We start from the raw sequence: 19,180 nt of genomic DNA, 5'->3' as shown, positions 1-19,180 counted from the left end.
GGCAGCCGCTACGAAGGGATTCCACCCCACATGACAGATGTGAACACCACCGAAGAATTCACCGACGAGTACGACGACGCCATCACCGAGGCCACCGCGATCATCGACAACGGGAGCTTCGGCACCCGCACGATCCGCTTCGAGACCGGACGCCTCGCCCTGCAGGCCGCCGGCTCGGTGACCGCGTACCTCGACGACGAGAACATGCTGCTCTCGACCACCACCGCGTCGAAGCACCCGAAGGAACACTTCGACTTCTTCCCGCTGACCGTGGACGTCGAGGAGCGGATGTACGCCGCCGGCCGCATCCCCGGATCGTTCTTCCGTCGTGAGGGCCGTCCGTCGACCGACGCGATCCTCACCTGCCGTCTGATCGACCGCCCGCTGCGCCCGTCCTTCGTCGACGGTCTCCGCAACGAGATCCAGGTCGTCGTGACCGTGCTGTCGCTCGACCCGAACGACCTCTACGACGTCGTGGCCATCAACGCCGCGTCGGCGTCGACCCAGCTCGCGGGTCTGCCGTTCTCCGGCCCGGTGGGCGGCGTGCGTGTCGCGCTCATCCCGACCGAGGAGAACAAGGCCGGCCAGTGGGTGGCGTTCCCGACCGTCGAACAGCTCGAGGGCGCCGTGTTCGACATGGTCGTCGCGGGCCGTATCGTCAGCGGTGAAGGCGATTCCGCCGACGTCGCGATCATGATGGTCGAGGCCGAGGCCACCGACAACGTCATCGACCTGATCGCCGGCGGTGCCCAGGCGCCGACCGAGGCGATCGTCGCCGAGGGCCTCGAAGCCGCCAAGCCGTTCATCGCCCGCCTCTGCGAGGCACAGAAGTCGCTGGCCGCAGCCGCTGCCAAGGACACCGGGGAGTTCCCGCTGTACCCGCCGTACCAGGACGACGTCTACGAGGCCGTCGCCGCCGCCGCGACCGAGCGCCTCTCGGAGATCCTCACGATCCCCGGCAAGCAGGAGCGCGACGACAAGACCGACGAGCTCAAGGCCGACATCCTCGCCCAGCTCGGCGAGCAGTTCGAGGGTCGTGAGAAGGAGATCGGCGGCGCCTACCGTTCGCTGACCAAGAAGCTGGTGCGCCAGCGCATCCTGACCGACCACTTCCGCATCGACGGTCGTGGCATCACCGACATCCGCGCACTCTCCGCCGAGGTCGGCGTGATCCCGCGCGCCCACGGCAGTGCGCTGTTCGAGCGTGGCGAGACCCAGATCATGGGCATCACCACACTCGACATGGTGAAGATGGCGCAGCAGATCGACTCGCTCGGACCCGAGACGTCCAAGCGGTACATGCACCACTACAACTTCCCGCCGTACTCGACCGGTGAGACCGGCCGCGTCGGTTCGCCCAAGCGTCGCGAGATCGGGCACGGAGCGCTCGCCGAGCGTGCCCTCATGCCGGTGCTCCCGAGCGTCGAGGACTTCCCGTACGCGATCCGTCAGGTCTCGGAGGCCTTGGGCTCCAACGGTTCCACCTCGATGGGTTCGGTCTGCGCCTCGACCATGTCGCTGCTCAACGCCGGTGTGCCGCTGCGCGCCCCGGTCGCCGGCATCGCCATGGGCCTGGTCTCCGACACCGTCGACGGCGAGACCCGCTATGTCGCACTGACCGACATCCTCGGTGCCGAGGATGCTTTCGGCGACATGGACTTCAAGGTCGCGGGCACGAAGGACTTCGTGACCGCCCTGCAGCTCGACACCAAGCTCGACGGCATCCCCTCGCAGGTGCTCGCGGGTGCGCTCAGCCAGGCCAAGGACGCCCGCCTGACCATCCTCGACGTCATGGCCGAGGCCATCGACGAGCCCGACGAGATGAGCCCGTTCGCTCCGCGGATCACCACCATCAAGATCCCGATGGACAAGATCGGCGAGCTGATCGGCCCCAAGGGCAAGACGATCAACGGCATCACCGAGGAGACCGGTGCCAACATCTCCATCGAGGACGACGGCACCGTGTTCGTCGGCGCCTCCGATGGCGTGAAGGCACAGGCTGCGATCGACCGCATCAACGCGATCGCCAACCCGCAGCTGCCCAAGGTCGGCGAGCGCTTCCTCGGCACCGTCGTCAAGACCACCGCGTTCGGTGCGTTCGTGTCGCTGCTGCCGGGTCGCGACGGCCTGGTGCACATCTCGAAGCTCGGTAAGGGCAAGCGCGTCAACAAGGTCGAGGACGTCGTGAACGTGGGCTCCAAGCTCCGCGTGGAGATCGCCGACATCGACGAGCGCGGCAAGATCAGCCTCGTCCCCGTCGACGAAGAGGCCGACAAGGCTGAGGCCGCCGCCGACGCCTGAGCCGTTCTGATCTGAGGTACCCATCGGGCCCGCCGTCCATCCGGACGGCGGGCCCGATGTCTGTCCGCAGCCGCCTATGATCTGCAGAGATGAACGGTCCGCCTGACCAGCTGACGGTCGCGCACCGCCGCGACGCCGCGCGCACACCCGCATCGCGTACCGTGGCCGACCTGCTGCGGACCGAGCCGGTGATCGGACGGGCCGACATGACCGTGCGTCAGGCCGCGACGCTGATGACCGAGCGCGACCAGGACTACGTCGTGATCCCGCAGCCCGGCCACGGTCTCGGGCTGCTCACCGACGCCGACATCCGGGCGCGCGTCGTCGCCGCCGGACGAAACCTCGACACCCCGGTGGGGGAGGTCGTCGACGGTCCGGCGTTCGTCGTCGACGCCCGGACGTCGGCGATCGACGCCCTCACCGAGCTCGTCGACCGCGACCTCACGGTGATCCCGGTACGCGACGCCGACGGCACCGTCCTCGGCGTTGTCGGCGCGAGTGATTTCGTCGCCGACCCGGCCGGTTCGAGCATGCCGCTGCGCGAACAGATCTCACGGTCGCAGACGGTGGAGGAACTGCAGGGACACGCGCAACGCATCCCGCAACTGGTCGCCGATCTCGTGCGGCGCGATCGACCGGCACACGAGGTCACCCAGGTCGCCTCCCTCATCGTCGACGCCGTCGTGCTGCGGGGACTGCGGCTGGTCGTCGACTCCCGTCCCGACGTCGATCCCGCCGCGTACACCTGGTTGTCGCTCGGCAGCAATGCGCGTCGGGAGCCGGTGCTGAGTTCGGATGTCGACTCCGCGGTCGTGTTCGACGACTCGCTGGGAGGGTCCGAGCTCGACGGCTACCGTGGGGCTTTCGCGGAGCTCGACGACCTGTTGCGCGGTGCCGGCCTGACCGTGGACACCAAGGGCGCCGTCGCGTCGAAGCCGTTGTTCTCGCGGACCCGCAGCCAGTGGCAGACGGCGGCACGAGGGTGGATCGACACGCCGCTGGAAGACAAGGGGATGATCTTCACGTCGCTGATCCTCGACGGCCGGCCGCTGGCCGGGCCGCGTCGTGGTTCGGCGGCACCGACGCCGGGAGTCGAGATGATCGGCGCCCTGCGCGCCGACCCGCGCACCATGCGGTTGCTGCTCGAGGAGTCGTTGTCGACCAAGGCGCGACTGCGCTCGATGCGTGACGTCCTGACCCGGCGCCCGGGGGCGTTCGACGTCAAGGCCAATGCGCTGACGCCGCTGATCAACATCGCCCGCTGGGTGGCGTTGAGCGTCGAATCCACCGAGGTGAACACACGCGCGCGTCTCCAGGCGGCGTCGGGGAGCGCCTTGCTCACCGACGACGATGCGACGACGCTGACGGAGGTGTTCGACGTCCTGCAACGGGTGCGGTTGCGGTATCAGGTCGCGCAGTTCGATCGTGGCGAGACACCGACGGACGTGCTGGAGATGGGGCGGCTGTCGCCGCTGGACCGGAGCCTGGTGGCGCAGGCGGTGCGAGAGATCGCCGGTGTCCAGCGCAGAATGGCGGGTATGAGCCACTACCAGGTGAACTGAGATGCCATGTGCCTGATCCTCTTCGCGTGGAACGCACATCCCGAGCACCGGCTGATCGTCGCGGCCAACCGCGACGAGTACCACCGGCGGCGCACGTATGCGCTGTCCCGGTGGGATGAGCTGCCGATCATCGCCGGACGCGACGCCCTCGCCGGCGGCACCTGGATGGGTGTGTCCGCCGACGTCCCCGGCCGGGTCGCGATGGTGACGAATGTGCGGGTCGGTCCGCCCGAACGCGCCGGGGTCCGCTCGCGCGGGCAGTTGCCGGTGGACTTCCTTGACGGCGACGAGGACCCGAAGGTGTTCGCCGATCGCGTCGTGGAACAGGCCGCCGACTACGACCCGGTGAACCTGCTCATCGGTGATGCCACGGATCTGTGGTGGGTGACGAATCGACCGGCTCCGCACGCCGAGCGGGTGGCCGACGGCGTGCACGGCGTGTCCAACGGTGCGCTCGACAACGACTGGCCGAAGGTCGCCGACGGTACTGTTGCACTCCGTGACCTGATCTCCGCCGGCGCCTCCGACGACGACTACTTCTCGATGCTGGCCGACCAGGACCGCCCCGACCCGGTGCGGCTGCCCGACACCGGCGTCGGAGCCGAGTTCGAGGCGGCCCTGTCGTCGAAGTTCATCAACATCCCGGGATACGGGACGCGGGCGTCGACCCTGCTGCGCATCGGTCACGACGGCCACGGCGCGATCGTCGAACGCCGCTACGGGTACCGCGGGAAGCGGCGGGGAACCACCCGCATCGCCTTCTGAACGCGGGTGGCCGCGCTGATCAGTTGTGTGCGAACGGCATCGCCGCGACGGGGAGACCGAGCGCCTCGCCGACCTCGGCGGTGAACAGCTCGCCGCGATGGGTGCTCAGACCCGATGCCAGTGCCGGATCGGTGTCGCAGGCCTTCTTCCAGCCCTGATCCGCCAGGCGCAGCACGTAGGGGAGGGTCGCCCCGGTGAGCGCGTGCGTGGATGTGCGGGCGACGGTGCCGGGCATGTTGGCCACGCAGTAGAAGGTGGTGTCGTGCACGGTGAAGGTGGGGTCGGCGTGGGTCGTGGGATGCGAATCCTCGAAGCAACCGCCCTGGTCGATCGCGATGTCGACGAGAACCGCACCCGACTTCATCTGCGCGACAAGGCTGTTGGGCACCAGGACCGGCGCCTTGGCGCCCGGGACGAGGACGGCGCCGATGACCAGGTCGGCCTTCTTGACCGCGTCGTCGAGCGCGAGCTTGGTGCTGTAGCGGGTGTGGACGCGGCCGGCGAACCGGGCGTCGATCGCGCGGAGCTTGGCGATGTCGAGGTCGAAGACGGTGACCTGGGCGCCCATGCCGACGGCGATCGTCGCCGCGTTGACGCCGCTGACCCCGCCGCCGATGACGACGACCTCGGCCGGCTCGGTGCCGGGGACGCCGCCCATGAGGACGCCGCGGCCACCCTCGGACTTCATCAGGTGATAGGCGCCGACCTGAGGTGCGAGCCGTCCGGCGACCTCACTCATCGGCGCGAGAAGGGGGAGCGCGCCGTCTGCGGTGCGGACCATCTCGTAGGCGATGGACGTGGTGCCGGAGGCGAGCAGCGCATCGGTGCACTCCTTGCCGGCGGCCAGGTGGAGGTAGGTGAAGATCGTCTGGCCCGCGCGCATGAGGTCGAACTCGGAGGCGATCGGTTCCTTGACCTTGAGCAGCAGATCGGCCTGCTCCCAGACCCCGGCGGCGGTGCCGAGGATCTGCGCGCCGGCGGCCTTGTAGTCGTTGTCGGTGATGGCCGACCCCTCACCGGCGCCCGCCTGGACGATGACGTCGTGGCCGCGGTGGTGCAGCTCGGCGACGCCCGCCGGGGTGACGGCGACGCGGTACTCGTGGTTCTTGATCTCGGTGGGGACGCCGACGCGCATGATGCTCCCTCTCTTGTCGAAGTTTGTGCAGGAAACCTGTCCTGAGGGTGAAGGAACTTCAGACGTGACACAATGCGGGTGAAGAAGATTCTTGACCAGCCGAATCTGACGAAGATGTTTCTATCGAGGAGGGTTCGATGCCTGCCGCACCGAAGGATGTTCAGCCCGGGGAGCTCGACGCGACGGACCGTGAACTGCTGAAGCTCCTGCAGTCCGACGCGCGCATGCCCAACAGTGAGCTGGCACAACGCGTGGGGATCGCCGCGTCGACGTGTCACGGCCGCATGCGCAGGCTCGTCGAACTCGGTGTCATCCGTGGTTTCTTCGCCGACGTCGATCCCGCCGCCGTCGGTCGCCCGCTGCGCGCGATGGTGGCGGTCAGTCTCCAGTCCGATGCGCGTGGGCAGATCCGGCGCTTCGTCGGCGAGATCGCCGCGTACGACGAGGTGATCGACGTGTTCTTCCTCGCCGGCGCCGACGACTACATGCTCCACGTGGCGACCGCCGACACCGAGACGCTGCGCCAGTTCGTCGAGCGGCTCAACAGCCGTCGCGAGGTCGCGGGCACCACCACGTCGCTGGTCTTCGAGCATCGCCGCGGCGATGCGCCGATCTATTGAGAATGTCCTCGCCACTAGACTGAGACCCGTTGGCACGTCGAGATCGAAGAGGGTGGACATGAGCGGTATCACGGTGGGCGTCCTGGGCAGTCAGGGCAAGGTCGGGCAGGCGATCGTCACGGCGGTCGAGAAGGCCGACGACCTCACCTACACCGTGGGCGTGGACAAGGGTGACTCGCTGGAGTTCTTCTCCGACACCGACACCCAGGTCGTCGTCGACTTCACCCACCCCGACGTCGTGATGGACAACCTCAAGTACCTCATCGCCAACGGGATTCACGCCGTCGTCGGTACCACCGGTTTCACCGAGGAACGCCTCGAGACCGTCCGCGGCTGGCTCGCCGAGAACCCGAAGGTCGGCGTGCTGATCGCCCCGAACTTCGCGATCGGCGCCGTCCTGTCGATGCGTTTCGCCGCGCAGGCCGCCAAGTACTACGACTCGGTCGAGGTCGTCGAACTGCACCACCCGCAGAAGGCCGACGCCCCGTCGGGCACCGCTTACCGAACCGCCGAACTGATCGGCCGCGCACGTGCCGAGGCGGGCGTCGGACCGAGCCCCGATGCGACCACCTCCGAACTCGACGGTGCGCGAGGGGCCGTGGTCGACGGTGTGCACGTCCATTCGGTGCGCCTGGCCGGCCTCGTCGCCCACCAGGAAGTGCTGCTAGGGACCGAGGGTGAGACGCTCACCATCCGCCACGACTCGCTCGACCGGTCGTCGTTCGCGCCCGGTGTGCTCCTCGGGGTGCGCAGCATCGCGGACCGTCCGGGTCTGACCATCGGACTCGAAGAACTGATGGACCTCTGATCACCATGGTCGATGACGGCACTCACGACGAGGGCACCCACACCGGCGACACCGAGGGCGGCGCGCCGCAGCTGGGGCCGAAGAAGAAGGACGCGCGACCGATCGTCTGGATGATCGGGTTCCTCGTCGTGGCGCTGATCGTCTACTTCGTGCTGCTCGGCTGGCGTGGCTTCCAGCTCATCGCCACGGGGACCGCAGCGGGAATCGGGTTGGGGCTCGGTGTCATCGCCCTACCGCTCATCGGCGCCTGGCTGATCTACGCGACGCTCCGCGCAGGCCTGGAACACCAGAAGCTCGCCGCGATCATGGCCGAGGAGGGTCGCGAGCTCGACATCTCGAACCTTCCGCACCGCGCCTCCGGCCGCATGGAACGCGGCGCCGCCGACGAGCTGTTCGCCCAGGTCAAGGCCGAGTGGGAGGCCGATCCGAACGACTGGCGGAACACATACCGCATCGCCCGCGCCTACGACTACGCCGGCGACCGCCCCCGAGCCCGCGCGATGATGAAACGCGCGGTCGCGCAGTTTCACGGCAGCGAGCAGTAGGGACCCGGGAGGGCCAGATGGTTCTGCTCGAGGGTGCGAACGCGGCTGATAGGTTGCTGGCGTTCGCGGGGAGGTCGTGATGTCCGACGATGCCAAGCGACTCCTGATCGTTCACCACACGCCGTCGCCCCACTGCCAGGAGATGTTCGAGGCCGTCATCTCCGGTGCGACGGACCCGGAGATAGAAGGCGTCGAGGTGGTCCGTCGAGCCGCGCTGGCGGTGACCGCGAGCGACTTCCTGGAGGCCGACGGTTACATCCTCGGCACCCCCGCCAACCTCGGATACATCAGTGGCGCACTGAAACACGCCTTCGACGTCAGCTACTACCAGATCCTCGACTCGACGCAGGGTCGCCCGTTCGGTGCGTACTTCCACGGCAACCAGGGAACCGAGGGCGCGGAGAAGGCCCTCACCTCCATCACCACCGGCCTCGGCTGGGTGAAATCCGCTGAGTACGTGGTGGTTTCGGAGAAGCCGACCAAAGTCGACCGCGAAGCGTGCTGGGAGTTGGGCGCGACGGTTGCGGCGCAGCTCATGGGCTAGTGTCCTCGGCCGCGTCCCCTGGGCCGGCGGCTTCGTTCCTTTTCGCCTCGATCAACCCCCGTCGTCCATTGGCGCCGTGTGTTCCGCGGAACACTTGCGAGTCTGTGACCTGCAGAATTGTCGGTGCCCGGCGATAGCTTGTTCGTATACCTGTTCGAACTGGCTGGGGGGTCGGGATGTCTGTTACCGCGTTACGTGCCGAGGGTGTGTCGTCGATGTTCGATGGCGCGGATCCGAAGTCGTTGTCGGACGAGGTGCTCGAGGTTCGGGTGCTCGGTTACGCCGCACAGATCACAGCGTTGACGGCCGATCTTCTTGATTTGGTGGCGGAGTTGGATGAGCGGGAGTCGTGGCGGGGGCCGGGGATTCACTCACTGGCGCACTGGCTTTCCTGGAAGGCGGGGATTGCGCCGCGGACGGCGCACGAACAGGTGCGGGTCGCGAAGGCATTGCGCGAGCTCCCGCTGATCCGGCAGCACTTCAGCGAAGGTCGGCTGACGTATTCCAAGGTGCGAGCGTTGACGCGGGTGGCCACGCCGATGCGGGAGCCGGAGTTGGTGAATCTGGCGTTGTCGTGCACGGCGTCGCAGCTGGAGAAGGCGGTGCGGGCGATGCGGCAGATCGACCGGGGCTACAGCGATGGTGGGGAGTTGACGCCGCCGGCGGAGTCGTCGGCTCGGTGGAAGTGGAATGCGGATGGATCGTTGTCGGTGTCGATGACACTGACGCCTCTTGATGGGGCGCGGTTTCTGGCGGGGACGGTGCGCGCGGAGTATGAACGCGCCCGCACGATGGGCGATCCGGACCTGCCGAGTGTTCCGCGGAACACTCCCGGCGAACTGGAAACCGAATCCGGGGAGACGGATTCGGAGGTGAAGCCGGCGAATCGTCGGGATCTGTGGCGAAACGTACCGTCAAATATTGCTGCGGCGGTGGTGGCGATGGCCGATGCGGTGCATGAGGGAATCGCGATGCCCGACCTCGCTCCCGGGGCCGAGATCTTGATCCATGTCGGAGACGGGGTGGAGCATGCGCATCTGGATGACGGTCCGGCGTTGTCGGAGGCCGAGGTAGAGGAAGCGGCGTGTGGTGCGTCGTTGCGGGAAGCGTTGTCCCGCCGGGTGGCGGGGAGTCCGGGGAAGCGGGCGTTGTTGGGGTTGGGGCGCAAGCAGCGGGCTCCGTCCAAGGCGATGATTCGGGCGTTGTTCCTGCGGGATCGGTGTTGTCAGACGCCGGGATGTGGGCGGACGCGGCATCTGCATGCGCATCATGTGGTGTTCTGGTCGGCCGGTGGGGAGACCGAGTTGGACAACCTGATTCTGTTGTGCGGCTCGTGTCATCGAGCATTGCATCGGGGCGAGTTTGCGATCAAGGGACTTGGGCAGCAACGGTTTTCGTTCCATATGTCCGATGGTTCGGTGATTCAGTCGAGTCCACCGACAGGCGCGTCCGGACAATGGCGACCGGACGGACGGATTGCCGCGGGTGCGACGGTGCCGATCGGTGGCGGGAAGCTCGATCTCGGGTACGCCACCGAGGTGATCTACGCGGTGTGGGAATGGAAGGAGCGCCAGTCGACGGCCAATCCTGCGGCTGCTTGATTCCGGCCGGCCCGCCCAGAGTGCAGAGCGTTCCGCGGAACGCTCGTGACGCCGATTGTCCGGTGCGCTGTTAAGCTTTCTCCCGGAGTGCCGGGAAGTCTGGTCGGCTGCGTGTTTGTCGTTGGTCGTGATCCGCGGTCGGCGGCGACGCGTACGTTGCCGCACCACTGAGGACGACCATGCACTCACTTCAGCACCCTGAACCGAAACCACGCCTGTTCGCGCGAGGCTCCTGGCCGGAGACCTCCCGCATCACCGACATCCTCCGCAAGGAAACCGTCGGCGGGATGCTCCTCCTCGTTGCCACCGTGGCGGCGTTGGCGTGGGCGAACTCCCCATGGTCGGCGGCGTACTTCGATCTCGCCGATGTTCGAGTCGGTACCGACGCCCTCGGCCTGCACCTCGACCTCACCCTCGCCACCTGGGCGGCCGACGGCCTCCTCGCGATCTTCTTCTTCATCGTCGGCCTGGAGTTGAAGCGAGAATTCGTCGCCGGCGACCTGCGTGACCCCGCCCGGGCCGCGCTGCCGGTGGTCGCCGCCATCGGGGGCATGGCGGTACCGGCCGTCATCTTCGTCGCATTCACCGCACGAGCCGGCGACGGCGCAGTACAGGGGTGGGCCATCCCGACGGCCACCGACATCGCCTTCGCGGTCGCGGTGCTGGCGGTGATCTCCACACACCTGCCCGCGGCGCTGCGTACCTTCCTCCTGACCCTGGCAGTGGTCGACGACCTGCTCGCGATCACCGTCATCGCGGTGTTCTACAGCGACACGATCAACGGCTCGGCCCTGGCGCTCGCGCTGCTGCCACTCGCGGCGTTCGCGATCTGTGTACAGCGGGGGATACGCGCCTGGTGGATCCTGCTTCCGCTCGCGGTGCTGACATGGGCGTTCGTCCACGAGTCAGGAGTGCACGCAACCGTCGCGGGGGTGTTGCTCGGGTTCACCGTCCCGGTCCTGCACCGGATATCCGACGACTCGGCCAAGCCAGGTCTCGCCGAACAGTTCGAGCACCGGATCAGGCCCCTCTCAGCAGGTTTCGCGGTCCCGGTGTTCGCCTTCTTCGCCGCAGGCGTCGCCATCGGCGGGCTCGACGGTCTCCGCGACGCCCTCGGCGATCCCATCGCGCTCGGCATCGTCTTCGGGCTCGTCATCGGCAAGGTGGTGGGGATCGTCGGCACCAGCGCCCTGCTGGCCACCTTCACCCGCGCATCGCTCGACGCCGACGTGCGGTGGATCGACGTGGTCGGCGTCGCGATGCTGGCCGGAATCGGATTCACGGTGTCGCTACTCATCGGTGACCTCGCCTACGAATCGGGCACCGAACGCGACGAGCTGGTGAAGATCGGGGTCCTGGCCGGCTCCCTCATCTCCGCGTCGGCGGCCGCGGTTCTCCTTCGCCTACGAAATCGTCACTACCGCGCAGTCGCTCGCGAAGAGTCGCGTGACGACGACCACGACGGAATACCCGACGTCTACCAGCGAGAGCAGTGACATGCAGCAGACCGGACTCGGCGTGATCAACGTTCCCGAACGCGCACAGAATCCAGTACGTGCGATCGGTATACGCGTCGCCATCGCCGTCGGCGTCATCTCGATCGCGACGGCGGTGGTCTACGTCGACCGGGATGCCTACAGCCACGCACTGGATGCTCCACTCACACTCCTGGACTGTCTGTACTACGTCACCGTGTCGCTCTCGACCACAGGTTACGGCGACATCGCTCCCATGACCCCGGGAGCTCGAGTCGTCAACGTTCTCGTGGTCACGCCGTTGCGCGTCCTGTTCCTGGTGGTGCTGATCGGGACGACTCTCGAGGTGCTGACCGAACGGTCTCGTCGGGCGTGGCGGATTCAACGGTGGCGGCACAACCTGCGCGACCATCACGTGATCGTCGGCTTCGGCACCAAAGGTCGAAGTGCGGCCCGCGCGCTCATCGACGCCGGCGTGGACACCGCGAGTCTCGTGGTGGTCGACAGCGACCCGAATGCGCTCGACGCCGCGGAATCGCTCAACCTGGTGGCTGTTCGTGGAGACGCCACACGGAGTGAGGTCCTCAAGCTGGCCGAGGCCGGCGCGGCCCGTGCCATCCTCATCGCTGTTCACAGCGACGCGACAGCCGTCCTCATCACCCTTACCGCCCGCCAGCTCAGTCCCGGGGCCAACATCGCGGGTGTGGTCCGCGACGCGCAGAACGTGTCGCTGCTGCGCCGATCGGGTGCCGACACCGTCGTCGTCTCCGCGGCGACCGCGGGGCGCCTCATGGGAATTGCGACTCGGACACCACATGTCGTCGAGGTGGTGGATGACCTGTTGACTCCGGGAACACGGCTGTCGATGGTCGACAGGCCCGAGGACCGTTGACCGCGGCAATGTTCCGCGGAACACCTACCTGGGGGTCAGCTTGATGATCGGCAGTTCTCGATCGGTCTTCTCCTGATACCCGGCGAACCGCTCGTTCTTGCTGATCTGATTCCAGGCCTGGGCGCGTTCGTCGCCGTGGAGCTGCTGGGCGCGGACCTCGACGGTCTTGCCGCCCACCTCGATCCGGGCCTTCTCGGGGTTCGCTTTCAAATTGTGGTACCAACCGGGGTTGTTCACGGCTCCGTTCGCCGACGCCACGATCAGCCAGCTGCCGTCGGGGCCCGGGAACCAGGCGAGCGGGGTGGCCCGCTCCTGACCGCTCTTGCGGCCGACGGTCGTCAGCACGAGCGCATTCATCCCGCCGAACTGTCCCTTACGGCGGATCATCGGCGCGACGACCTTGTTCACGATGCGCATGAAGGGGCCCTTCGGCACCCGGCCGCCGCGCGTACCCGCCGAGGTCTCGAAACTCATCGTCGAACTCTCCTTCGCCAGATGGTCTCAGTGTGCGCCTCCCGAGTGTTCCGCGGAACACTTCGGACCTGCCAGATCGGGCTCCGCACTACTCGACGTCGGCGAGGAGCCTGCTCACCTCGTACTGCCGCACCAGGAACGCCTTCTCGTCGAGCTTCTTGCGGCGCATCCAGGAGGTGACCTCGGAATTGCACTTGCTGGCATTGCACGAACCGCAGCACGGGACGACGTTGGTCACGGTGTAGCGGCCGCCCCGCGAGATCGCCAGCATGCAGTCGCGCTGGAGGGCGACGCCGTCCGCGCCGCAGTACGCGCACCCACCCCAGGCCTCCTGGAGTGCGAGCCACTGGGTGTCGGTGAGGTCGTTGTCGCGGGAGGCGACGCGCTTGCGACGCCGCTTGGCATAGCGGTTGGCGCGGGTGGTGCTGCGAGTGGCCACGGGAGGAGGATACCCCCGACGCCACATGCGTCACTGCAGTCACAGCAGGTGGTTGCCGCGTGTCGTGCGGGCGGCGACGTGTCGGGGGCTTTGCCTAGACTGACACCCGTGAGTACGGCCATCCGCGACATCTCATCGACCGGGACGATCCCCACTCCTTACGAGGACCTGCTGCGCCTCGTGCTCGAGACGGGCACCCCGAAGGCGGATCGCACCGGCACGGGCACAAGAAGTCTCTTCGGGCATCAGCTGCGCTACGACCTCGCCGAGGGCTTTCCGCTGATCACCACCAAGAAGGTGCACCTCAAGTCGATCATCTACGAGCTCCTCTGGTTTCTGCGCGGCGACTCCAACGTCCGCTGGCTCCAGGAGCGCGGCGTGACGATCTGGGACGAGTGGGCCGACACGAACGGTGAGCTCGGACCGGTGTACGGCGTCCAGTGGCGCAGCTGGCCGACTCCGTCAGGGGAGCAGATCGACCAGATCTCCGCAGCTCTCGAGATGCTCAAGACCAATCCGGATTCACGACGCAACATCGTGTCGGCGTGGAACGTGGGGGAGATCCCGCAGATGGCGCTGCCGCCCTGCCACGCGTTCTTCCAGTTCTACGTCGCCGACGGCAAGCTCTCCTGCCAGCTCTACCAGCGCTCGGCCGACCTGTTCCTCGGCGTGCCGTTCAACATCGCGTCGTACGCGCTGCTGACCCACATGATGGCGCAGCAGGCGGGCCTCGAGGTCGGCGAGTTCGTGTGGACCGGCGGCGACTGCCACATCTACGACAACCACCTCGACCAGGTGAACCTGCAGCTCTCGCGCGAACCCTACCCGTATCCGAAACTCGAGCTACGCAAGCGGGATTCGATCTTCGACTACGAGTACGACGACATCGAGATCGTCGGCTACCAGTCGCATCCCGGGATCAAGGCGCCGGTGGCGGTGTGACCCGCCGAGTCCGGCTCGTCTGGGCGCAGGGCCGCGAGGTCACCGGTGAAGGGGCCGCGATCGGACGGGACAACACCATCCCCTGGCGCGTCCCCGAGGACATGGCCCGGTTCAAGGAGAAGACCCTCGGCAACCCGGTCGTCATGGGCCGCAGGACGTGGATTTCCCTGCCACCGAAGTTCCGGCCGTTGCCGGGCCGCACCAACATCGTGGTGACACGCAATCCGGACTGGTCCGCCGACGGTGCGGTGGTGGCCCGATCCGTCGAGGAGGCGTTGGCTCTCGCCGACGGCGACACCGTCGGTGTCATCGGCGGTGGCGAGATCTATCGGGCGGCAATGCAGTTCGCGACCGAACTCTGCCTCACCGAGATCGACGTCGACGTCCCCGGAGCCGACGCGTTCGCGCCGGAGATCGGGCCGGAATGGACGGTGGCCGACAAGGGGGAGTGGCGGACCTCGACCACCGGTACGCCCTACCGCTTCATCGACTACACCCGCTGATGGCGCCGGACCGGCTGTCTCCGGCTCAGGCGCGTCGAACCGCGCTGGCGGCACAGGGTTTCGCCGATCGCGCACCGTCGGGCACCCCGACCATGGCCCACCTCAAGCGCGTCGTCGGCCGGACGGGTCTGCTCCAGATGGACTCGGTCAACATCGTCGCGCGGGCGCACTTCATGCCGCTGTACAGCCGGCTCGGTCCCTATGACCCCGACCTCCTCCATCGCGCCGCGTGGCAGCCGACGAGGGGCCGACGGCTCCTCGTCGAGTACTGGGCTCACGAGGCCGCACTCATCCCGGTCGAGGACTGGCCGCTGTTCCGTTGGCGCATGTACGAATTCGCCGACGGGCGGTACCGACACACGCGTGAGGTCATGCGCCGCAACAAAAGTCTCGCCGCGGACGTCCGCAGCGTGATCGAGGAGACCGGTGCCGCGATGCCGCGGACCATCGAGGAGAAGCTCGGCATCGAACGCGAGCCGGGCACGGCGGGGAGCTGGTGGCAGCGCGGCGAGGTCAAGCACCTGTGCGAGGCGATGTTCGCCGCAGGCGACCTGTCGGCGGTGCGGAACGGCAACTTCATGCGCCACTACGACCTCACCGAACGGGTCGTGGGCGCCGACATCGCCGCGCAGCGTCCGGATCGCGCGCAGGCACACCGGGATCTTCTCGCCCGGGCCGCGCGTTCACTCGGCGTCGCGACCGTCGCCGACCTCGCCGACTACTACCGCATCAAACCTGCCGACGCCCGGCCGGCCGTTGCCGACCTGGTGGATTCGGTTGTGCTGCACGAGGTCTCGGTGGACGGATGGCGCGACCCCGCCTATCTCGCCGACGGTGCGCCGATGCCGCGAAGCATCGACACCTCGGCGATCCTCTCGCCGTTCGACCCGCTCGTGTTCTTCCGGCCGCGAGCCGAGCGCCTCTTCGACTTCCACTACCGCATCGAGATCTACGTCCCCGAGCACAAACGCATCCACGGTTATTACGTGCTGCCCTATCTGCTGGGCACCGACATCGCCGCACGCGTCGACCTCAAGGCCGACCGCAGGTCCCGAACCCTGTTGGTACTCGGTGCCTTCTGTGAGTCCGGGCACGATCGCGGCACCGTCGCCGAACGATTGGCCGCCGACCTGCGGACTTTCGCGCGGTGGCTCGACCTCGACGACGTGTCGGTCGGCACGAAGGGTGACCTCGCGCGCGATCTCCGAGTCGTGATGGGATGCTGAGCACCGGGAGAACGCGAACCAGCGGAACAAACATCCGGGGACCAGAAGGAGAGTAGCGACGATGACCGTGTCGTATGAAGGCAACGACTACCGCTTGGTGATGTTCGACCTCGACGACACACTTGCCCCCTCGAAGAGCCCGCTCGATGACCAGATGGTGGACCTGCTCCATCGAATGCTCGACGTGAGCCTCGGGTGCATCATCTCCGGCGGCAACTTCACCCAGTTCGAGAAGCAGGTCCTCGCGCGCCTCGGCACCTTCGACTCCGTCGGCAACCTCCATCTGATGCCCACCTGCGGCACCCAGTACGTCCGTTGGGCGGGCAGCGAGTGGGAGACCGTCTACGCCGAGTACCTGACCGACGATGAGAAGAAGCGCACGGTCGACGTCCTCGAGACCGGTGCCAAGGCGCTCGGCATCTGGGAGAGCGAGACCTGGGGCGAGATCCTGGAGGACCGCGGCAGCCAGATCACCTTCAGTGCGCTCGGGCAGAAGGCCCCGGTCGACGCCAAGGCCGCCTGGGACCCGGATGGCGCGAAGAAGGAGTCGCTGCGCGCCTACGCTGCCGAACGTCTGCCCGACCTCGAGGTCCGCAGCGGCGGTTCGACGTCGGTCGACGTCACCAAGAAGGGCATCGACAAGGCGTACGGCGCGCTCAAGCTGATGGACATCCTCGGCCTGACCACCTCCGACATCCTGTTCTTCGGCGACCGCCTCGACGAGGGTGGCAACGACTACCCGGTCAAGGCACTCGGCATCACCTCGATCGCCGTGCACGGCTGGCCCGACACCCACGCCAAGCTGTCGGCGATCCTGGATCAGAGCTAGACCGCGGGTCGCCCGACCGGCTGGACCCGCTGCGTTCCGCTGCGCACCCGGAAGGACTTGGCGTAATACTGCCCCGAACGCGGGTTGGTCTTGTCGTTGAGGAAATACCAGTCCATCTGGGTGGCGGACGGCGTGACGGTCAGCACCGAGTATCCATGCGAGTCCAACTCGCAGTAGCGGATGTGGTGATTGGCGGCCCCGAACGCGGCCGCGATCGTCGGACCGGCGGTGTTCTCCGGCACGTTGAACATCTCGTCGATGTTGGTCGACGTCACCGACGTCCCGACCAGTTCTGTCGCGACGGTTCCGGCGCCGGGATAGTTCGCGACGTCGACGGGGATGTCACAGGCCCACGACGAGTGGATGTCGCCGGTGATGAACACGACGTTGTCGACGCCGTTGCTCGTGATCGAGTCGAGCAGACGCCGGCGGTCGGCGGCGTAGCCGTCCCACTGATCGGCGTTGTAGGGGATGCCTTCCCGCGGAACGCCGAGCAGCTCGGTGACCGCGCCGGTGGTCTGCGGGTCGAGCGGCGGGATCAGCACCGGCGTGATCATCACCGGGTTGCCGACGATCCGCCACCGGGTCTCCGACGACGCGAGTCCGTTGGTCAGCCACGACATCTGGGCGCGGCCCATCATCGTGCGGGCGGGATCGTCGATGCGTGACGACACCGCGTCGACCTGGAGGTCGCGGTAGGAACGCAGATCCAGCATCGACAGCTCGAGCAGCTTTCCGAACCTGAGTCGGCGGTACAGATGTCGGCCCTGCGGGTCGACGCCCGGTCGGATCGGCATCCACTCGGAGTAGGCGCGCAGGGCCGCGCTGCGGCGCACGATCCACGAGCCCTCGCCGGGCTGATGGTTCTCCGCGCCGTCCCGCCAGCTGTCGTTCGACGACTCGTGGTCGTCCCAGATGCAGATGAACGGCGTCGACCGGTGCAGTGCGGTGAGGTCGGGATCGGTCTTGTACTGCCCGTGGCGGGTTCGGTAGTCGCGCAGTGTGCGGATCTCGTGGCGCGGGTCGTGGATGCGGACCGCGCCGGTCTTCCCGGTGTACCGGCCGGTTTGGTACTCGTAGTAGTAATCGCCCAGGTGCACCACGGCGTCGAGGTCCGGCTGGTTGTTCAGATGCCGGTAGGCCGAGAAGTACCCGGCCTCCCAGTTGGCGCAGGACACGACGCCGAAGCGGAGCCGCGCGACGTCGGCCCCGGTCGCGGGAGCGGTGCGGGTGTGGCCGACCGGCGAGACGGCCCCGGCGGCCGGTCCGGACGTCACGGTGAACCGGTAGTGGTAGGTCGTCCGCGGACTCAGCCCGGTGGCGTCGACCTTGACGGTGAAGTCCTTCTCGGCCGACGTCTGCTCGACCCCGGAACCGACGATCGCACCGAAACCAGCGTCCCGAGCGATCTCCCAGCGGACCGAACATGGTTGTCCCACACCGGAACCCGGTGTCGATGCGGGGGACTGGGTGATGCGGGTCCACAGGATGACCGCGTCGGGCAGCGGGTCGCCGGAGGCCACGCCGTGAGCGAAAACGTTTCGCGGGGCGGCTTGCGCCGAGCCGGATTCGGCGACGGCGGGCAAGGTGAGGGCGGCGCCGGTGACGACCGCACCGGTTCGCAGGAAAGTCCGTCGGGTGGACTCATGCCGAGTGGACACATAGGGACCTTACCCACCGCGGACCGCGACTTCAGGCCGAATCCACGCCCCGTGGAGCGGTGGGGGACAATCAGGGCACACAAACGTCGAACGGAGGGGACTGCGTGTCCGAGTTGGTGCCACTGAAGGTGCAGATGGTCGCCATGACCCAGTTCACCCCGCCCGAGGACGTGCCGTGGAGCACGGATGCCGAGGGCGGCGAGGCGCTCGTCGAGTTCGCGGGCCGCGCCTGCTACCAGAGCTGGGACAAGCCCAACCCCCGTACCGCCACCAACGCCGGCTACCTCCGACACATCCTGGAGGTCGGGCACCTGTCGCTGCTCGAGCACGCCTCGGTGACCTTCTACATCTCCGGCATCTCGCGCTCGTGCACCCACGAGCTGATCCGCCACCGGCACTTCTCCTACTCGCAGCTGTCGCAGCGGTTCGTGCCCGAACACGACTCCAACGTCGTGGCGCCGCCGGCGATCGTCGGCGACGAGCACCTCGAGGAGCTCTTCACCGCCGCCACCGACGCGAGTCGCGAGGCCTACACCGAACTCCTCGATGCGCTGGAGGCGAAGTTCGCCGACGTGCCGAACGCGATCCTGCGCCGCAAGCAGGCACGTCAGGCGGCACGATCGGTGCTGCCGAACGCCACCGAGACCAAGATCGTCGTGACCGGCAACTACCGGGCGTGGCGGCACTTCGTCGGCATGCGCGCCACCGAGCACGCCGACGTCGAGATCCGGCAGCTCGCCGTCGAATGTTTGAGGCAGTTGATGCAGGTGGCGCCCACGGTTTTCGGCGATTTCGAGATCGGCACGCTCGCCGACGGCACCGAGGTCGCGACCTCACCGTTCGTGCTGGAAGGGTGAG

At 67.4% G+C, this 19,180-nt stretch carries 19 protein-coding genes; 15 read left to right on the top strand and 4 right to left on the bottom strand.

The annotated features are described in order from the left end of the window. Window positions 1-30 precede the first annotated feature (30 nt). The 3 genes from GOALK_RS14405 (at window position 31) to GOALK_RS14395 (ending at window position 4,628) form a co-directional block, all read left to right on the top strand. Window positions 31-2,301, top strand: a complete 2,271-nt coding sequence (locus tag GOALK_RS14405) for a polyribonucleotide nucleotidyltransferase (protein ID WP_035754123.1) — start codon at window positions 31-33, stop codon at window positions 2,299-2,301. Between the two features lie 89 nt (window positions 2,302-2,390). Continuing rightward, the gene (locus GOALK_RS14400) at window positions 2,391-3,863 is read left to right on the top strand and encodes a putative nucleotidyltransferase substrate binding domain-containing protein (protein ID WP_006359559.1); all 1,473 of its coding nucleotides are present in this window, start codon (window positions 2,391-2,393) and stop codon (window positions 3,861-3,863) included. Window positions 3,864-3,869: 6 nt separating this feature from the next. Next, the gene (locus tag GOALK_RS14395) at window positions 3,870-4,628 is read left to right on the top strand and encodes an NRDE family protein (protein ID WP_006359558.1); all 759 of its coding nucleotides are present in this window, start codon (window positions 3,870-3,872) and stop codon (window positions 4,626-4,628) included. 19 nt (window positions 4,629-4,647) lie between these two features. Here GOALK_RS14395 and ald read toward each other — a convergent pair whose 3' ends face one another. Continuing rightward, entirely contained in the window at window positions 4,648-5,763 is a 1,116-nt protein-coding gene (gene ald / locus GOALK_RS14390) for an alanine dehydrogenase (RefSeq protein ID WP_006359557.1), read from the bottom strand. A 137-nt stretch (window positions 5,764-5,900) separates the two neighbouring features. On the opposite strand from ald, the gene GOALK_RS14385 reads away from it, so the two are divergent. From GOALK_RS14385 to GOALK_RS14355, 7 genes are all read left to right on the top strand, one after another. Next, complete coding sequence (locus GOALK_RS14385) at window positions 5,901-6,383, top strand: Lrp/AsnC family transcriptional regulator (protein WP_006359556.1); 483 nt, start codon at window positions 5,901-5,903, stop codon at window positions 6,381-6,383. 58 nt (window positions 6,384-6,441) lie between these two features. Next, the gene (gene dapB / locus GOALK_RS14380) at window positions 6,442-7,191 is read left to right on the top strand and encodes a 4-hydroxy-tetrahydrodipicolinate reductase (RefSeq protein WP_006359555.1); all 750 of its coding nucleotides are present in this window, start codon (window positions 6,442-6,444) and stop codon (window positions 7,189-7,191) included. A gap of 5 nt (window positions 7,192-7,196) precedes the next feature. Continuing rightward, a complete protein-coding gene (locus tag GOALK_RS14375) occupies window positions 7,197-7,736 on the top strand; it encodes a hypothetical protein (protein WP_006359554.1) in 540 nt (179 codons plus the stop codon). Window positions 7,737-7,815: 79 nt separating this feature from the next. Continuing rightward, a complete protein-coding gene (locus tag GOALK_RS14370; protein WP_006359553.1) occupies window positions 7,816-8,280 on the top strand; it encodes a flavodoxin family protein in 465 nt (154 codons plus the stop codon). Between the two features lie 176 nt (window positions 8,281-8,456). After that, window positions 8,457-9,881 (top strand): HNH endonuclease, encoded by a 1,425-nt coding sequence (locus tag GOALK_RS14365; protein ID WP_006359552.1) that lies wholly within the window; start codon window positions 8,457-8,459, stop codon window positions 9,879-9,881. 179 nt (window positions 9,882-10,060) lie between these two features. Continuing rightward, entirely contained in the window at window positions 10,061-11,377 is a 1,317-nt protein-coding gene (nhaA, locus tag GOALK_RS14360; protein WP_006359551.1) for a Na+/H+ antiporter NhaA, read from the top strand. A gap of 1 nt (window position 11,378) precedes the next feature. Further along, window positions 11,379-12,248, top strand: coding sequence for a potassium channel family protein (locus GOALK_RS14355; RefSeq protein WP_006359550.1), 870 nt, complete (start codon window positions 11,379-11,381; stop codon window positions 12,246-12,248). A 24-nt stretch (window positions 12,249-12,272) separates the two neighbouring features. Here the strand turns inward: GOALK_RS14355 and GOALK_RS14350 are convergent, their stop codons facing one another. Continuing rightward, complete coding sequence (locus tag GOALK_RS14350; RefSeq protein ID WP_006359549.1) at window positions 12,273-12,722, bottom strand: nitroreductase family deazaflavin-dependent oxidoreductase; 450 nt, start codon at window positions 12,720-12,722, stop codon at window positions 12,273-12,275. 88 nt (window positions 12,723-12,810) lie between these two features. Beyond that, on the bottom strand, window positions 12,811-13,188 hold the full coding sequence (locus GOALK_RS14345; RefSeq protein ID WP_187346503.1) for an HNH endonuclease: 378 nt from the start codon (window positions 13,186-13,188) through the stop codon (window positions 12,811-12,813). Window positions 13,189-13,269: 81 nt separating this feature from the next. Here GOALK_RS14345 and GOALK_RS14340 point away from each other — a divergent pair, with 81 nt between their 5' ends. The 4 genes from GOALK_RS14340 to GOALK_RS14325 all read left to right on the top strand — a co-directional run bounded on the left by GOALK_RS14340 (window position 13,270) and on the right by GOALK_RS14325 (window position 16,661). Further along, a complete protein-coding gene (locus tag GOALK_RS14340; protein ID WP_040004223.1) occupies window positions 13,270-14,103 on the top strand; it encodes a thymidylate synthase in 834 nt (277 codons plus the stop codon). Further along, on the top strand, window positions 14,100-14,606 hold the full coding sequence (locus tag GOALK_RS14335) for a dihydrofolate reductase (protein ID WP_006359546.1): 507 nt from the start codon (window positions 14,100-14,102) through the stop codon (window positions 14,604-14,606). Before GOALK_RS14340 ends, GOALK_RS14335 begins: the two co-directional genes overlap by 4 nt. Further along, window positions 14,606-15,832: a winged helix-turn-helix domain-containing protein gene (locus GOALK_RS14330; protein WP_040004222.1), complete on the top strand. Its 1,227-nt coding sequence runs from the start codon at window positions 14,606-14,608 to the stop codon at window positions 15,830-15,832. Before GOALK_RS14335 ends, GOALK_RS14330 begins: the two co-directional genes overlap by 1 nt. Before the next feature lie 61 nt (window positions 15,833-15,893). After that, entirely contained in the window at window positions 15,894-16,661 is a 768-nt protein-coding gene (locus tag GOALK_RS14325) for an HAD-IIB family hydrolase (protein ID WP_006359544.1), read from the top strand. Here GOALK_RS14325 and GOALK_RS14320 read toward each other — a convergent pair. Then, on the bottom strand, window positions 16,658-18,322 hold the full coding sequence (locus GOALK_RS14320) for an alkaline phosphatase D family protein (RefSeq protein ID WP_006359543.1): 1,665 nt from the start codon (window positions 18,320-18,322) through the stop codon (window positions 16,658-16,660). The genes GOALK_RS14325 and GOALK_RS14320 overlap by 4 nt on opposite strands. Before the next feature lie 104 nt (window positions 18,323-18,426). Here GOALK_RS14320 and thyX point away from each other — a divergent pair, with 104 nt between their 5' ends. Then, window positions 18,427-19,179, top strand: a complete 753-nt coding sequence (thyX, locus tag GOALK_RS14315; protein ID WP_006359542.1) for an FAD-dependent thymidylate synthase — start codon at window positions 18,427-18,429, stop codon at window positions 19,177-19,179. Window position 19,180: the final 1 nt, after the last annotated feature.

This window comes from Gordonia alkanivorans NBRC 16433 (genome assembly GCF_000225505.1).
Taxonomy (GTDB): domain Bacteria; phylum Actinomycetota; class Actinomycetes; order Mycobacteriales; family Mycobacteriaceae; genus Gordonia; species Gordonia alkanivorans.
The sequence above is the reverse complement of the archived record's forward strand: the minus strand, read 5'-3'. Positions and strand labels throughout refer to the sequence as shown.

Bases quoted from the DNA above. Each gene is read 5' to 3' on its own strand.
- GOALK_RS14395 (WP_006359558.1), top strand. From the start codon at position 3,870: ATGTGCCTGATCCTCTTCGCGTGGAACGCACATCCCGAGCACCGGCTG.
- GOALK_RS14365 (WP_006359552.1), top strand. From the start codon at position 8,457: ATGTCTGTTACCGCGTTACGTGCCGAGGGTGTGTCGTCGATGTTCGAT.
- GOALK_RS14330 (WP_040004222.1), top strand. From the start codon at position 14,606: ATGGCGCCGGACCGGCTGTCTCCGGCTCAGGCGCGTCGAACCGCGCTG.
- GOALK_RS14345 (WP_187346503.1), bottom strand. From the start codon at position 13,188: ATGTGGCGTCGGGGGTATCCTCCTCCCGTGGCCACTCGCAGCACCACC.
- GOALK_RS14385 (WP_006359556.1), top strand. From the start codon at position 5,901: ATGCCTGCCGCACCGAAGGATGTTCAGCCCGGGGAGCTCGACGCGACG.
- GOALK_RS14375 (WP_006359554.1), top strand. From the start codon at position 7,197: ATGGTCGATGACGGCACTCACGACGAGGGCACCCACACCGGCGACACC.
- GOALK_RS14355 (WP_006359550.1), top strand. From the start codon at position 11,379: ATGCAGCAGACCGGACTCGGCGTGATCAACGTTCCCGAACGCGCACAG.
- GOALK_RS14400 (WP_006359559.1), top strand. From the start codon at position 2,391: ATGAACGGTCCGCCTGACCAGCTGACGGTCGCGCACCGCCGCGACGCC.
- nhaA (WP_006359551.1), top strand. From the start codon at position 10,061: ATGCACTCACTTCAGCACCCTGAACCGAAACCACGCCTGTTCGCGCGA.
- GOALK_RS14405 (WP_035754123.1), top strand. From the start codon at position 31: ATGACAGATGTGAACACCACCGAAGAATTCACCGACGAGTACGACGAC.
- GOALK_RS14350 (WP_006359549.1), bottom strand. From the start codon at position 12,722: ATGAGTTTCGAGACCTCGGCGGGTACGCGCGGCGGCCGGGTGCCGAAG.
- dapB (WP_006359555.1), top strand. From the start codon at position 6,442: ATGAGCGGTATCACGGTGGGCGTCCTGGGCAGTCAGGGCAAGGTCGGG.
- GOALK_RS14370 (WP_006359553.1), top strand. From the start codon at position 7,816: ATGTCCGACGATGCCAAGCGACTCCTGATCGTTCACCACACGCCGTCG.
- ald (WP_006359557.1), bottom strand. From the start codon at position 5,763: ATGCGCGTCGGCGTCCCCACCGAGATCAAGAACCACGAGTACCGCGTC.
- GOALK_RS14325 (WP_006359544.1), top strand. From the start codon at position 15,894: ATGACCGTGTCGTATGAAGGCAACGACTACCGCTTGGTGATGTTCGAC.